Source organism: Pseudoalteromonas caenipelagi (genome assembly GCF_013140855.1).
Taxonomy (GTDB): Bacteria; Pseudomonadota; Gammaproteobacteria; order Enterobacterales; family Alteromonadaceae; genus Pseudoalteromonas; species Pseudoalteromonas caenipelagi.
On record NZ_JABBPG010000001.1, the window covers coordinates 300,187 to 315,170 of the forward strand.

The following is a 14,984-nucleotide window of genomic DNA, read 5'->3' on the forward strand; positions in this document are numbered from 1 at the left end:
CTTCCTTAAAAACTAATGACTATGTTGCTGCTTTAACTCGCTAAGCTCAGCTTGAACGGATAACATCATTTGCGAATCGAGTGCATAATTACGCATTAAAAAAGCAACCAAAATAGAGCCAAATGCTGGCAATATACTAAAACTTAAAGCAATGCCACGTTGTGTGTATTCTGATTGTGCCATATCAGCTTGATAACCAAAATAGCTAAGTAACCAACCAGCCATAGCACCGCCCAATGCAATGCCCATTTTGATGAAAAACACCACTGATGAATAGACCATTCCTGTGACGCGGCGTTTGGTTCTAAGATGCCCATAGTCGATAGTATCTGCCATCATAGCCCACAGTAAAGGCGTAGCCATTTGCAAAAAAAAGCTCCACAGTGCAAACAGTGCAAATGCAATTTGCCACTGGCTTTGTTTTACAAAAAACGCCAGTGCACACAGTAATGCAGCCAAAATTTGTAGCACAATATAGGCTTTTACCTTACACACTTTACTCGCCAACCAACTAGAGCACGCACACCCTAAAATGCTGGCAACCATTCCTAGGGTCACAAAATGACTGACCATTTGTGGCATGTCTAAATAATATTTTACATAATAGACTGCCAGTGATGCTTTAAGCACTTGCCCTGTCAGTAGGCTTACACCCACCAATGACAAAATACGCCATTGAGAGTTTTTATATAACAATTTAAAGTCACTTGAGAGTGATGGGGTTGATGCGCTAGGCTTAGCGATCACGCGTTCTTTTGTGCCAAAAAAGCACAATAAAAACAATAGTAAACCAAGAACTCCCATAACAGCCATAGTGAGCTGATAGCCCCTTTGCACATTACCTTGGCCCAATAAGTCGACCAAAGGCATAGTCCCTGCTGCGATGATTAGCCCGCCAAGCATACCAAATACAAACCGATATGATTGCAGCGAGACTCGTTGCTGAGGATCGGCGGTCATGACGCCGCCTAAAGCAGAATACGGAATGTTGATAGCGGTATACACCAACATTAATAGAGCATAAGTGACAAACGCATAAGCCACCTTTAAATTGTATGGCCAGTCAGGCGTAGTAAAAGCCAAAACACTAATGAGGGCAAATGGTACGCAAAGCCATAGTAAATAAGGACGATATTGACCGTATTTAGTATGCGTTCTATCTGCAATAGCGCCCATCAGTGGGTCGGTGACCGCGTCAAATATACGTACAACGAGAAACAGTGTGCCCACCAGCGCGGGCTCAATCCCCATCACATCGGTATAAAACAGCAATAAAAACATCATAACTGTTTGAAAAATTAAATTACTCGCGGTGTCCCCTAATCCATATGCTATTTTTTCTTTTTTTGTCAGCATAAATGTTGTCTCTATATTTTTCGCGATAGCAGCATATCTTGATATGCCAAGGCGCTTTGTTTAAGTGTTCTTTGCTGGGTTTGGTAATCAACATAAATAATACCAAAACGTTTTTTATATCCTAGCGCCCATTCAAAGTTGTCCATTAAGCTCCAAGCAAAATACCCTTTGATATTCACGCCTGCAACTATCGCCTGCTCAACAGCATCTAAATGGCTTTTATAATAAGCGATCCGCGCGTTATCAACCACTTGACCATCAATCAGTTTATCGTCGATTGCGGCACCATTTTCTGTAATATAGATGTCTGGCAAAGTGTAGCGCTTATTTAAGTCGGTTAATAATTTAACCAGACCTTGCGGGTAGACCTCCCACCCCATATCTGTCAGATTCATACTCTGAGGTGAACAAACCTTAAAACCATCTTGCTCACAGTGCTGGTAAATTGCCCTGCTGTAATAATTAACGCCAAGAAAGTCTATCGGTTGCGAAATGAGCGACATATCTCCAGCTTCAACCTGTGGTCGGTGCTCTTTAGGCATAGAGTGAATAATGTCTGGGTAGCTCCCTTGCAAAATAGGTCGTAAATACCATTGATTAAAGTGTTCATCTGCCAGCTTAGCAGCTGCAATATCTTGTTCGTTGCTACTTGCAGCATAACTAGGGCTAAAATTAAGCACAATGCCATTTTTGCTCTTTGGACTATTTTTGCGCAGCACCTGCATCGCCAAGCCATGTGCGAGTAACAAATTATGCGCCGCCTGCTTACCTCGCTGCTTGCCTTTTAAACCTGGTGCATGAATACCCACTTCATAACCTAAATATGCACTGCACCAAGGTTCATTGAGTGTTGCATACGAATACACTCTATGTGCAAATTCCTTTGAGACAATATCCACATAATGGGCGAATTCAAAAGCAGTGTCTCGGTTTAACCAACCGCCTTTATCTTCAAGATGCTGTGGTAAGTCCCAATGGTATAGCGTAACAAATGCTTTTATATCTAGCGCTTCTAGCTTATCTAAAAGACGACTATAAAACGCTAATCCTTCTGGGTTTGGGGAACCATCTTGGTTCACTACACGCCCCCACGCAATAGAAAAGCGATATGCATCCACACCTAGATTTGCGATCATTTGTATATCTTGTTGCCAATATTTAACATGCTCACAGGCTGTATCACCATTGGACGAGTCTGCAATCGCACCTTTTTTAAGGCAGAACGTATCCCAAATCGTATCTTGCCTTGACCCACGCGCACCTTCAATTTGAAACGAAGACGTGGCAACGCCAAACATAAAAGACGGGTCGTTAAGCGGTGACATGTTTGACAACTTCAATGAGTTCATTAGTTCTACTCTTAATTTTTTATCGTTTAAAGCAGCTTTCGATTTATTAAAACTCGATAACAAAAAAGCCTTGCTTGTTGCTTTACATCATGACTATGCTATAAATGAAAGCGCTTACATTTTTACTTAACGTTAATGGTAATCTAGTAAATGGTCAAGCCGTTTTAATATTTAAATCGCTAAGCTATTAAAATAAAAAGTTTAATTATAATGAGGAACAAGTATGGCAGGGTCTCCACCGGTAATGCCACCACATGGCACAGCTGAACAGCACAGCGGCACAAATAATATGTTTGCACTAAGTGCACTCACAACACTGTTTTTTATGTGGGGCTTTATAACCTGCTTAAATGATATTTTGATCCCTTACCTCAAAGCAATGTTTTCGCTTAACTACACTCAAGCTATGTTGATCCAATTTTGCTTTTTTGGTGCCTACTTTGTGGTCTCACTCCCTGCGGGAAAATTGGTTGCTAAGCTGGGTTTTCAAAGAGGTATTGTAACTGGGTTACTGGTTGCCGCTCTAGGATGTGCACTTTTTTATCCTGCAGCAGCATTGGCTCAGTATAGCTTGTTTCTTGGGGCGTTATTTGTTTTAGCCAGCGGAATTACAATATTACAAGTTTCAGCAAATCCGTTTGTAAGTATATTAGGCAGCCCCAAAACAGCATCTTCTCGCTTGACCATGACTCAAGCATTTAATTCATTGGGCACTACTGTAGCGCCAGCATTTGGCAGTATGCTGATTTTATCTGCAGGAGTTACCAGTCAAGATGGCAGCGAAGTTCAGTTTTCTTATTTATTGTTAGCTGGCATGTTATTGGCTCTTGCTTTGGTATTTGCATTGATAAAACTTCCCAGTGTTAAGCATAACGAAGAGCAAAATACGATGACCAGTCGTTTTGCTATTTTGCATCACAAACATTTGAGCTTGGGCGCAGTTGCTTTATTTTTATACGTTGGTGGTGAAGTAGCCATTGGCAGCTTTTTAATCAATTACATTGGTCTTGAAAACATTGCGGGGCTTGAAGAAGCACATGCTGCCCATTTGATTACCTACTATTGGGGCGGCGCAATGGTTGGTCGTTTTGTTGGTGCAGCCGTAATGCAAAAGGTGAATGCAGCAAATGTACTTGTATTCCACGCGCTTATGGGCGCAATACTGGTGCTGTTGGCAATTTTTACCAATGGTGCGCTGGCAATGTGGTCTTTACTGCTAGTGGGCTTATGCAACTCTATTATGTTTCCAACAATTTTTAGTTTGGCTATTAACTCTTTGAAAGCGCAAACAGCCCAAGCGTCTGGCTTATTATGTTTAGCTATCGTAGGGGGAGCTATTGTGCCACTACTACAAGGCATGCTAGCCGATAATATCGGCCTACAGGCTTCTTTTGTATTGCCCTTATTGTGCTTTGTTTATATCGCTTACTACGGTTTTGCAGGTACGACACCACAAAAATTTAAACGCTTCGACATTCAACCGGAAAAATTATGATGCCAAGAATTTCTTTAATCACCCCTGTCATGATCGCCGCTTTTGGGTTATCGGGCTGTGCACAAGATTTAGACTCAAAAACAGAGCAAACGACACACGCTGCAAACACGGCTATATGGCCTAAATTGCCCAAAACTGTGCCTGTAGATAAAACAGTTGAAAGCAAGGTATCCGCGCTACTGGCAAAAATGACGCTAGAGCAAAAGGTCGCACAAATGATCCAGCCAGAGATCCGCGATGTCACCGTTGAAGACATGCGCCGCTATGGCTTTGGTTCATATTTAAATGGCGGGGGCGCATTTCCAAACAATAACAAGCACGCTACGCCTGCTGACTGGATAGCGTTGGCCGAAAAGATGTATCAAGCATCTGTAGACGATAGCCTTGATGGGATTAATATTCCTACCATGTGGGGCACCGATGCGGTTCACGGACATAATAACGTCATTGGCGCGACTCTATTTCCTCATAACATAGGGTTAGGCGCCGCTAATAACCCAGAGCTTATTGAAAAAATAGCCGCTATCACAGCAAAAGAAGTGATGGTTACCGGCATTGATTGGGTATTTGCACCAACCGTTGCCGTTGTGCGTGATGACCGTTGGGGTCGCACCTACGAAGGTTATTCTGAAGACCCAGCCATCGTTGGCAAGTACGCTGCAGCAATTGTATCAGGATTGCAAGGTCGACCCGGTGATGGCTTTTTAGGTGATCAACAGGTTATTAGCACCGTTAAACACTTTGTTGGTGATGGTGGCACTCAAGGTGGTGATGATCAAGGTAATAACCTTGATAACGAACAAGACCTGTTTGACATACATGCTCAGGGCTACGTACAAGGTTTGGGTGCTGGTGCGCAATCGGTGATGGCTTCTTTTAACAGTTGGCATGGTGAAAAAATACATGGCAACAAATACTTGCTCACCGATGTATTAAAAACTCAAATGGGGTTTGACGGTTTTGTGGTCGGTGATTGGAATGGTCACGGCCAAGTGACTGGGTGTAGTAATGAAAACTGCAGTCAAAGTATCAATGCAGGACTTGATATATTTATGGTTCCCACTAATGCGTGGAAACCGCTGCTTGAAAATACGATAGCGCAAGTTAAAAATGGCGAAATAAGCCAAACCCGAATTGATGACGCAGTGTCTCGTATTCTCAGAGTCAAATTTAGGGCGGGCTTATTTGACAAGCCTAGCCCTGCAAACAGAGCGCTTTCTGGTAAAACTGAACTGATCGGTCACCCTGAACACCGTGCGGTTGCACGTCAAGCGGTACGCGAGTCGCTGGTATTACTTAAAAATAATGACGGTATTTTACCACTTAAACCTAGCACGCGTATTTTAGTGGCAGGTGATGGTGCCGACAACATTGGCAAACAATCGGGCGGCTGGACTATTACATGGCAAGGCACAGGTAACAGTAATGAAGACTTCCCTGGTGGTAGTTCGATTTATGATGGTATAAATGACGTTGTATCTGCGCACGGCGGACAAGTGCAACTCAGTGTTGACGGGTCATTTACTGACAAACCCGATGTAGCAATCGTGGTCTTTGGTGAAGAACCATACGCTGAGGGAAATGGGGATTTAGACAACCTTGATTATCAACGAGGTCAGGCTAAAGATCTTGCGCTCTTAAAGCAATTAAAAGCCCAAGGTATTCCTGTGGTATCGGTGTTTATTACTGGCCGCCCTCTTTGGGTCAATCCAGAGATAAACGCATCTGACGCATTTGTCGTCGCTTGGTTACCGGGCTCTGAAGGTAAAGGTGTTGCAGATGTACTGTTTAGTAACGCTGATGGAAAAATTAACCACGACTTTAAAGGTCAATTATCTTTTTCGTGGCCTAACAGCCCAGATGATACCGCTGTGAATGTTGGTAACGAACAGTACGCCCCCCTATTTGCCTATGGCTATGGATTAACTTATCGCGACCAAACAAACCTGCCGTTACTGTCTGAAGAAATTACTCAGACTGCAAACTCTGTTAGTAAATTAGCGATTATGCAAGGCACGGTAAAATCTCCTTGGTCGTTACAACTGCATAGCGCTGAAAAGTCATTGACCATGACAAGCAATACTGCAAAATTAGAGAGTGTAAGGGTGAGAACCACAGACCGATTTGTACAAGAAGATGCACGTGCAATTCATTTTATGAGTAGTGAGATCAGTAAAGTTGCAATCGCTCATGTATTTCCTGAAGACTTGCGTGCATTTAACAGCAAAGGAAGTGTGCTAAGTTTCGATATGTTGCTCAATAGTGATGTATCGAATGACGCAAAAGTTGGTATCAATTGCGATGTGGCGTGTTCGCAAGGAGTTTTACTATCAAAATTAGTTACAAATAAGGATAAGGGTAAGTGGAAAACAATTCACATTGCTACTAATTGTTTTGCCAACGACACCGACAATATGGCAAAAGTGTATAGCCCTTTTGCTATCGCAAGCAAAGGACCTCTTAATTTAGTCGTTTCTAATATATCTTTCAATACCAACACAGATACAGCGCTTGTGCACTCTTGCAGCGAATAAGTCAGATTAAAAATATGTTTATATCTCAAAAGGCCGACAGGCCCTTTGAGATAAACAAATTAGATGAGGGAGCGCAACGCAGTTTTAGAACTAATTTAACCTGCCACTAAAAAGTGCCGTTAAAATAAGTGAGTGAAGTAAAAATACAAGCCATTTTTCAGGTTAATGATTTGAATAAGTCTTAAATTTGGCCTGTCAGATTCGTTCAATAGACCTCAATAAAACCAGACAGTCGCTGATGTGCCAAGCTTGGTCGTTCAACAGCAAATTAATATCTTAAATCTATTTACGATAAGGACGCTCAACCGAGTCATTTCTGGACAGAATTGAGTTAGAGACTAAGGACAGTTTCGCGCCAGAAGCAGCCGTTAAATAGTATTATTAAAATCAACAACTCTGACCCCATAGATTACCTTTTTAATATAGAAAATATCTAATATTTGCAGTTTTCCAACTTTCCCAACCGTTACAGCTCGTAGGGACATCGTCCCCGTCAAACCAGACGCTGCCCATTTGAGCGTTAGTGGATTTGGCATGCATTAACATTGAAAGCAAAGAATTACACATCTCCGGACTAGTTTTGTAGTTCGTTCCTGGAACGCTCCACTCTTGATTCGGTTGACAAATAAACACAGCCTGATTCATGGAGCTTAACTTAAGCATGATTTTATTTGATGAATGAAGACCTAATTTTTCTACAGTGCCAGTACATTTGATTGTTCCTGAAAGCACCGGAGGCGACATTATTAAAAGTAGTAGTAGAAATTTTTTCATGAGGTTTCCTTGTGAAAGCTAACGCCCAAATATGGGGCTGATTAATAGTTTACTAAAATGTGAAGCGAAGCGGAACCGAACAAACTGTTACGAATCCGACTTTAATAGAAACTAAGATGGACAAACTAAGATGGACAGGCTCTTAAAGTCATGCTTAAAATCTCTGACCTTGTCTTTTTAATCCCTCAAGTTCATTTCAATATTAACCGATATGTTCCCAAAAAGTAACTTCCCTGCCAGCTTGTTGTCTACAAGCAAAAAGCGAAAGGAAGAAAAGAACTCAATCGTTCGGGAAAACCAAAACAATCAAAGCATGCAAAAGTGCATATTAAATCAGCGAGAGATCCATGGCTTATCTCTAGCTCACTTCCTTATTCACGTAACTCTGCAACTAAGCTAGTCAAGATTTACCAGCTAAGAATGCAGATAGAAGAAGGATTTAGAGATATGAAAAGTCGGCGTTTTGGACAAGGGTTCACATACAATAAAGCAACCATTCAAAGCCGTTTATCCTTGCTTGTATTGCTCACCACCTTGGCACACTGGTTTCTTATGATTTTAGGCATGACGGTTAAACTTGAGAACAAGCATAGACAGTACCAAGCTAACTCTTTAAAAACAGGCAACATACTGTCATTACAATTTATTGGTCAACGTGTCGCTGTAGATAAAGGCGTAAGGCTGTATATGCGAAGCTGCTTAAATGCAATTAAGCAGCTTCAAAATGTGGGAGCTGAAAATGATTATTGAAACGTATAATGATTTTGTGGGGATCGTACAGACTCTGCCCCCATTGATTATTCCATTGATTATTTCGTTACTCTTACCCAAGATACAACTGACCTATTACCTTCACAAGTTTTTGTATCATGGAATGCTAAATTATTGTTCGTGGTGAAGGCTGTAAGCACAATTGAAAATTTCCTATTCGCTACCGATTCGTTTGGGCTTTTAACTCGATATAAAGAACTACCGCAACCATGGGGAACGTTAGAGTTAAACTCAAAAACAGTTGAGTCGCCAATCTTAAAAAGGACACACACTTAAAAAGGATCTCGGTTAAATTTTGCGCCTTGGGCCCTTTAATTTACCAAACTCACATTTAACTTAATCTGCACGTTCCCAAAAGGTAACTTTCAGTAATCTAAAATCGCTTTTTGGTTGTTGATTACATTAAAATAACAAAGCTACTGGCACAGTTTATCGCATCTCGGTCTATGCCTTAGCGAGGTGTAGGTGATTAGGTTGACTTATTGAGGTTAAGTTAACAGCGTTTTACTGCTTTTTATACTGCTTCGTCGTTTATGTTGTGCGCGTTCACAGTACATATCTAACGAATGTGCTTTGCCTACGGCACCATGAAAAACACGTTCAAACTGGGTGGTCAGTTTTAGCCAGTTTTCGGCCTGAATATTGAGGCGCTGCAGAATCAGAGCTTGGTATGATTCTATGTGCCCTCGTTTATCTGCTCGTATGCATTTTCCAGTGAGTTCAACCAGCTCTAGATAAGATTTCAGCTCAAAAGGCAATCCTTTTGGCATATGTTTTCTGGGACTACCTACAAAACGGGCTAGTTGTTTAGGTTGTTTTCCTAATGTGGCAGCTTCACAGCGTTTTTTGATGCTGGTATGTTCTGATTGTTCCGGGGTCCGTGCCATTTTCGCGCGTATTGGATTTAAATCTACGTATGCCATGCAGGCCATCAGTGCTGCGTCGTCTAACAGCGCTTGGCTTTTAAATCGCCCTTCCCAAAAGTGGCCTGTGCATTTATCTTCTTTGTTGGCACGGCGGGCTATGTGCTCGTTTAGCACGCGCATAAACCAACTAATGCTCGATAAGCGGTTTCGGTACTCTTTGATATCTTTACTTAAAAAGAACCGCTGACCTTCATCTAACGCTTCACCATTGAGATATTTATGGCTGAGCAGTGTGCCTTTAAACAATTTATGCCAACGTAGTAAAATAGCTCTATCACCCAATCTTTGTGCTTTTTTATCATCTACATACAGCACAATATGAGTGTGGTTACTCATCACCGCATAGGCACAGACATCAATACAAAACACCTGCGCTAAAAACAACAAACGCTCTTCTACCCAGCCTCGTCGATGCTCATACGACTTACCCGTGAGTTTATCTTCGCCGCACAAAAACGCACGGCGAACACAACGCGAAACACAGTGATAATACTTAGTATCGGATAGGCTAATTTGACACTTCCTTGCTAATCCCATCGTTCACTCCTTGAACTGAGAATTGAAATGATTTTGAAGAACTCAAAGTATAGAAAAGTCACTTAAAGTTTCAAATTCGAGTGCCTGTCCTTTACAAATTTTGCAAATTTTATCAGCGAGATTGTAAGCCTATTATTGTCACTGATGCAGGTTTTAAAACACCTTGGTTTCGCAGTGTGTTAGCACAAGGTTCGGACTTTGTTAGTAGAACCCGACTACCAAACTTTTACTCTGTTGACGGGGAGTGTTGGCAATGTATTACACACCTTTACAGAAAAGCGACACAACATGCTCAAGCATTTATTGGCTGCATTGCTCGTAGCAACCCCCTAAAGTGCCAGCTTGTTGTCTACAAGCAAAAAGCGAAAGGAAGAAAAGCACTCAATCGTTCGGGAAAACCAAAACAATCAAAGCATGCAAAAGTGCATATTAAATCAGCGAGAGATCCATGGCTTATCTCTAGCTCACTTCCTTATTCACGTAACTCTGCAACTAAGCTAGTCAAGATTTACCAGCTAAGAATGCAGATAGAAGAAGGATTTAGAGATATGAAAAGTCGGCGTTTTGGACAAGGGTTCACATACAATAAAGCAACCATTCAAAGCCGTTTATCCTTGCTTGTATTGCTCACCACCTTGGCACACTGGTTTCTTATGATTTTAGGCATGACGGTTAAACTTGAGAACAAGCATAGACAGTACCAAGCTAACTCTTTAAAAACAGGCAACATACTGTCATTACAATTTATTGGTCAACGTGTCGCTGTAGATAAAGGCGTAAGGCTGTATATGCGAAGCTGCTTAAATGCAATTAAGCAGCTTCAAAATGTGGGAGCTGAAAATGATTATTGAAACGTATAATGATTTTGTGGGGATCGTACAGACTCTGCCCCCATTGATTATTTCGTTACTCTTACCCAAGATACAACTGACCTATTACCTTCACAAGTTTTTGTATCATGGAATGCTAAATTATTGTTCGTGGTGAAGGCTGTAAGCACAATTGAAAATTTCCTATTCGCTACCGATTCGTTTGGGCTTTTAACTCGATATAAAGAACTACCGCAACCATGGGGAACGTTAGAGTTAAACTCAAAAACAGTTGAGTCGCTGTCCAATTGATAGACATAATTTACCTGACTTGTACCGACATCTTTGCCAGCAAATGCTTGCACCGAGAAAAATGCTAGAAAAAGCATCACAAATTTATTCATTTTATCCTCTAATTGCTTTCAATTTATTGGTATAACAGTGAATTCAGGTTAATGCTCTACCCACTAGAACCACATCACACCAACTAACAAATTTTAATTATGCCAAATATTAACATATTAACTACCTTTTTGTCCCCAAATAATCCACAAGAGTCAAAGGTCAAAACGAGAATTTACTTAAGCAAGAATCGAAAAACGCGGGCCAACAAAAAAGCCCAGCAACATGGCTGGGCTTTTGATAATTAATAATGAGTTAACTCATTGCCATCATCATCTTGGCAGGGTTTTCAAGGAAGGCTTTCCAAAGGTTATTAAACCTTGCAATAGTGCCACCGTCTATTACACGGTGGTCGCCTGACCAGCTCACTTGCATAATGGCTCTTGATACCACATTACCTTTGTCATCAAAGCGCGGTAAGTGTTGCAGTTTGCCTAGCGCTACAATCGCCACTTCAGGCTTGTTGATGATAGGCGTTGCGGTTGTGCCACCAATTGCTCCGATATTTGAGATTGAAATCGTACCACCTTTTAAATCTTCTGGTGATACGCGCCCTTCTCTAGCTGCATCTGTTAAACGCGTTACTTCTTGCGCAACCGCTACAATTGATTTGCTTTGACAGCCTTTGATGTTTGGTACTAATAGCCCCAATTTAGAGTCAACCGCCATACCGATATTATGGTCATCAAAATAAGTGATTTCTGTGCAGTCATCATTCACTTGAGAATTCACAACCGGAAACTCTTTTAGCGCTAAAGACAATGCTTTAATGAAAAACGGCATCATCGTTAACTTAATGCCTTCTTTGGCGTATTGCTCCTTAAGCTCTTTACGCAGCGCAATGATCTCTGTTAAGTCAATTTCATCACTAAACGTAAAGTGAGGAATAGTTGAAACAGAGGCCACCATTTGCTTAGCCATTGCCGCTTTCATACCACGAATTGGCTCAACACGCGTGCCGCCAGATGTTTGGTTTTGTGTCGATTTTGACGAACTGGTCGTTGCAGCAGCGCTAGCTCCAGAGCTAATTGACGCGCCACCTTCTACAAATCGCGTAATGTCTTCTTTATACACTCGACCATTCTTACCTGTGCCAGGCACTTGGTTGATGTCAACATCATGCTCACGCGCTAGGCGACGAACGGCAGGTGATGCTATTGCCTTACCATTGGCAGGCAGCTGTGCTTTTTGTACTTGCTGACTTGCAGCTTTAACCGTTTGGGCGGCCGCTTTCACTTCAACTTTTGCTTCTGCTGGCGCGTCACTGAGCCCAGCTAAACGCAACTGAAATAGTGGGCTGTGTACTTGAGCAATGTCACCTTTTTGGTAGTAGAGCTTTTCTACAATGCCATCGTGTTTTGCAGGGATCTGCACCAAAGCTTTGTCAGTCATTACATCACAAACAGCTTGGTCTTCTTTAATTTCATCCCCTTCTGCGACTAACCATTCGACGATTTCACACTCTACAATCCCTTCACCGATATCTGGTAAAATAAAATCTTCAAGTTGCGAAGCCCCTTGATTAGCTGGCGAGTTTGACACTTCTTCACCCGCAGTGCTGTCATTTGCAGGCGCACTGCCTGCCACTTCCATTGCAAATAATGGCTCATGCACCTTGGCTATTTCGCCTTTTTCGTAGTGCAATGTGGTGATAACACCGTCATGTACGGCGGGGATCTGAACAAGCGCCTTGTCAGTCATAACGTCGCAAATTGGCTGATCTTCTTTCACTTCATCACCCACTGCAACTAACCATTCGACGATTTCACACTCAACAATGCCTTCGCCAATATCTGGTAAGATAAATTCTTTTGCCATGACTATTCCTTAAAACTCTACAGATTTCTTAATCGCAGCGAATACTTTCAATGCATCAGGTACGTATTCTTTTTCAAGCGCCAGTGGATAAGGCGTATCTAAACCACATACTCGAGCAATAGGCGATTCAAGGTGTAAGAAACACTCTTGTTGGATTGTCGCCGCTATTTCTGCACCAAAACCGTTAGTTATCGGTGCTTCGTGGCTAACAATTAGGCGCCCTGTTTTAACAACTGACTTAGCAACTGTTTCAACATCCCAAGGCAAAATGCTTCGTAAGTCAATCACTTCACAGCTAATACCAGCTTCTTCTGCTTTTGCGGCGGCTTGCTCAATGATTTCCATTTGCGCGCCCCAGGCCAGTAGAGTAACGTCTGAACCAGTTTTAACTACTTCTGCTTTGCCAATCTCAATGCTGTAATCTTCTTCGGGTACTTCACCTACCGATGCACGGTATAAGCGTTTTGGTTCAAAGAAGATCACTGGATTGTCATCTTTAATACAAGCTCTTAGCAAGCCTTTAGCTTGATAAGGGTTACGCGGCACAACCAATTTTAAACCAGGCGTGTGTGCAAAATATGCTTCTGGTGATTGTGAGTGATACAAGCCACCTGCAATACCACCACCGTAAGGCGTGCGTATCGTCAAGTTACCGACGTTAAACTCGTTACCGCTGCGGTAACGGAACTTAGCAGACTCATTTACAATCTGGTCAAACGCAGGGAATATATAATCAGCAAACTGAATTTCAGCAAGTGCTGGTGCACCAAACGCAGCTAAGCCGTTGGCAAAGCCTAAAATACCTTGCTCAGTTAAAGGCGTATTAAATACACGGTGCTTACCGTACTTTTCCTGTAAGCCAGACGTTGCTCTAAAAACACCACCAAAATAACCCACATCTTCACCAAAAATACACGCCTGTGGGTGTTCATTCATGGTGATATCTAGCGCCGAGTTAATGGCGTGTAGCATATTCATTTTAGCCATTATTTAATTCTCCCTGCTGTCACTGGATAGGCATCTGGGTGCTGCTTTATATGCTCTTTTAATTCTTCATATTGCTTTTGCAATGACGGAATAGGCGTATCGTAAACATCCGACACAAGCTCTTCAAGCGCTGGCTTTTGTACTTTTTCTGCAACTTTAACCGCTGCTAAAATATCTTCGCGAATTTTATCTTTTGCAGCTTCATCTTCTTTTTCGTCGATCCAGCCCTGCTTCGATAACCACTTTTTAAAGCGTTCAATTGGACAATTGGCTTTAAATGCAGCCTCTTCTTCTTTGCTTCGATAGCCAGAAGGATCATCTGAAGTTGAGTGCGCACCTAAACGATAAGCAATTGATTCAATTAAAACCGGCTCACCTTGCTCAGCTGCAATCTTACGAGCAGCTTGTGTTGCAGCAAAAACCGCCAGTGCATCTGCACCATCAACTCGAATGGTTTTAATACCATAACCAACACCACGAGAGGCAATACCATCGCCTTTAAACTGCTCATCCGCAGGCGTTGAAATTGCGTAGCCATTATTACGTGCAAAGAAGATAACGGGCGCTTCATGCACCGCTGCCATATTAAGACCTGCGTGAAAGTCCCCTTCAGATGCCGCACCTTCACCAAAGTAACAAATGGTCACGTTATCGATTTCTGACTCTAATTTGCCAGTCTCTTTGTCTATATGCTTAAGCTTTTGGCCATACGCATAGCCTGTGGCTTGGGGAATTTGTGTGCCCAAAGGAGAAGAAATAGTCAGGTAGTGCAGCTCTTTAGAACCGTAATGCACAGGCATTTGACGGCCTTTTCCTAAATCTTTTTCGTTAGAGAATAACTGGTTCATGAACTGCTCAAGGGTAAAACCGCGATAAGCGATAGCCGCTTGTTCACGGTATTGAGCCATGATCATATCATCTTGCTTTAAAGCTGCAGCACTTGCAGTAATTGCCGCTTCTTCGCCCAAACACTGCATATAAAAGCTCACACGACCCTGTCGTTGTGCAGCTTGCATACGTTCATCCAATAAACGAATAAAGCGCATCGTTTCATACAGTTTTAGTGCTGTGTCTTTATCTATGTCTGGTGCTTGCGCGCCATCGAGTACTTCACCGTTGTCACCTAAGATAGTCAACATCGGAATATCGAGGGCGTGGCTATCTATAAACTTCAACGCGTGGCTGATATTTAACGATATGTTATTGGGGTTAGTCATAACCTACCT

The 14,984-nt window shown here is 42.2% G+C and carries 11 protein-coding genes and 1 pseudogene; 4 read left to right on the plus strand and 8 right to left on the minus strand.

The window, feature by feature from the left end:
• Nucleotides 1-12: 12 nt before the first annotated feature.
• Both HG263_RS01250 and HG263_RS01255 read right to left on the minus strand, forming a co-directional pair.
• On the minus strand, nt 13-1,356 hold the full coding sequence (locus HG263_RS01250; protein ID WP_171624272.1) for a glycoside-pentoside-hexuronide (GPH):cation symporter: 1,344 nt from the start codon (nt 1,354-1,356) through the stop codon (nt 13-15).
• 11 nt (nt 1,357-1,367) lie between these two features.
• On the minus strand, nt 1,368-2,705 hold the full coding sequence (locus HG263_RS01255) for a GH1 family beta-glucosidase (protein ID WP_171624273.1): 1,338 nt from the start codon (nt 2,703-2,705) through the stop codon (nt 1,368-1,370).
• Nucleotides 2,706-2,928: 223 nt separating this feature from the next.
• On the opposite strand from HG263_RS01255, the gene HG263_RS01260 reads away from it, so the two are divergent.
• Together HG263_RS01260 and HG263_RS01265 are read left to right on the plus strand one after the other, a co-directional pair.
• Nucleotides 2,929-4,200 (plus strand): sugar MFS transporter, encoded by a 1,272-nt coding sequence (locus HG263_RS01260; RefSeq protein WP_171624274.1) that lies wholly within the window; start codon nt 2,929-2,931, stop codon nt 4,198-4,200.
• Nucleotides 4,197-6,734, plus strand: a complete 2,538-nt coding sequence (locus tag HG263_RS01265; RefSeq protein WP_171624275.1) for a glycoside hydrolase family 3 protein — start codon at nt 4,197-4,199, stop codon at nt 6,732-6,734. Before HG263_RS01260 ends, HG263_RS01265 begins: the two co-directional genes overlap by 4 nt.
• A gap of 417 nt (nt 6,735-7,151) precedes the next feature.
• On the opposite strand, the gene HG263_RS01270 is transcribed toward HG263_RS01265, so the two are convergent.
• Nucleotides 7,152-7,508 (minus strand): hypothetical protein, encoded by a 357-nt coding sequence (locus HG263_RS01270; protein WP_171624276.1) that lies wholly within the window; start codon nt 7,506-7,508, stop codon nt 7,152-7,154.
• Between the two features lie 279 nt (nt 7,509-7,787).
• On the opposite strand from HG263_RS01270, the pseudogene HG263_RS01275 reads away from it, so the two are divergent.
• Nucleotides 7,788-8,258: pseudogene (locus tag HG263_RS01275) on the plus strand (transposase); the annotation flags it as partial.
• A gap of 509 nt (nt 8,259-8,767) precedes the next feature.
• Here HG263_RS01275 and HG263_RS01280 read toward each other — a convergent pair.
• A complete protein-coding gene (locus HG263_RS01280) occupies nt 8,768-9,742 on the minus strand; it encodes a transposase (RefSeq protein ID WP_171624277.1) in 975 nt (324 codons plus the stop codon).
• An 80-nt stretch (nt 9,743-9,822) separates the two neighbouring features.
• Between HG263_RS01280 and HG263_RS01285 the strand changes: the two genes are divergently transcribed.
• A complete protein-coding gene (locus HG263_RS01285) occupies nt 9,823-10,593 on the plus strand; it encodes an IS4 family transposase (protein WP_171624278.1) in 771 nt (256 codons plus the stop codon).
• Between the two features lie 47 nt (nt 10,594-10,640).
• Here HG263_RS01285 and HG263_RS01290 read toward each other — a convergent pair whose 3' ends face one another.
• The 4 genes from HG263_RS01290 to HG263_RS01305 all read right to left on the minus strand — a co-directional run bounded on the left by HG263_RS01290 (nt 10,641) and on the right by HG263_RS01305 (nt 14,975).
• Nucleotides 10,641-10,955: a hypothetical protein gene (locus HG263_RS01290; RefSeq protein WP_171624279.1), complete on the minus strand. Its 315-nt coding sequence runs from the start codon at nt 10,953-10,955 to the stop codon at nt 10,641-10,643.
• Nucleotides 10,956-11,208: 253 nt separating this feature from the next.
• Nucleotides 11,209-12,771, minus strand: coding sequence for a dihydrolipoyllysine-residue acetyltransferase (locus HG263_RS01295; RefSeq protein WP_171624280.1), 1,563 nt, complete (start codon nt 12,769-12,771; stop codon nt 11,209-11,211).
• A 9-nt stretch (nt 12,772-12,780) separates the two neighbouring features.
• On the minus strand, nt 12,781-13,758 hold the full coding sequence (locus tag HG263_RS01300) for an alpha-ketoacid dehydrogenase subunit beta (RefSeq protein ID WP_171624281.1): 978 nt from the start codon (nt 13,756-13,758) through the stop codon (nt 12,781-12,783).
• Nucleotides 13,758-14,975 (minus strand): thiamine pyrophosphate-dependent dehydrogenase E1 component subunit alpha, encoded by a 1,218-nt coding sequence (locus tag HG263_RS01305; RefSeq protein WP_171624282.1) that lies wholly within the window; start codon nt 14,973-14,975, stop codon nt 13,758-13,760. Before HG263_RS01305 ends, HG263_RS01300 begins: the two co-directional genes overlap by 1 nt.
• Nucleotides 14,976-14,984: the final 9 nt, after the last annotated feature.

Excerpts from the sequence above, each read along its gene's own strand:
- HG263_RS01305 (WP_171624282.1), bottom strand. The coding sequence starts at position 14,975 with ATGACTAACCCCAATAACATATCGTTAAATATCAGCCACGCGTTGAAG.
- HG263_RS01295 (WP_171624280.1), bottom strand. The coding sequence starts at position 12,771 with ATGGCAAAAGAATTTATCTTACCAGATATTGGCGAAGGCATTGTTGAG.
- HG263_RS01290 (WP_171624279.1), bottom strand. The coding sequence starts at position 10,955 with ATGAATAAATTTGTGATGCTTTTTCTAGCATTTTTCTCGGTGCAAGCA.
- HG263_RS01300 (WP_171624281.1), bottom strand. The coding sequence starts at position 13,758 with ATGGCTAAAATGAATATGCTACACGCCATTAACTCGGCGCTAGATATC.
- HG263_RS01255 (WP_171624273.1), bottom strand. The coding sequence starts at position 2,705 with ATGAACTCATTGAAGTTGTCAAACATGTCACCGCTTAACGACCCGTCT.
- HG263_RS01280 (WP_171624277.1), bottom strand. The coding sequence starts at position 9,742 with ATGGGATTAGCAAGGAAGTGTCAAATTAGCCTATCCGATACTAAGTAT.
- HG263_RS01260 (WP_171624274.1), top strand. The coding sequence starts at position 2,929 with ATGGCAGGGTCTCCACCGGTAATGCCACCACATGGCACAGCTGAACAG.
- HG263_RS01265 (WP_171624275.1), top strand. The coding sequence starts at position 4,197 with ATGATGCCAAGAATTTCTTTAATCACCCCTGTCATGATCGCCGCTTTT.
- HG263_RS01270 (WP_171624276.1), bottom strand. The coding sequence starts at position 7,508 with ATGAAAAAATTTCTACTACTACTTTTAATAATGTCGCCTCCGGTGCTT.
- HG263_RS01250 (WP_171624272.1), bottom strand. The coding sequence starts at position 1,356 with ATGCTGACAAAAAAAGAAAAAATAGCATATGGATTAGGGGACACCGCG.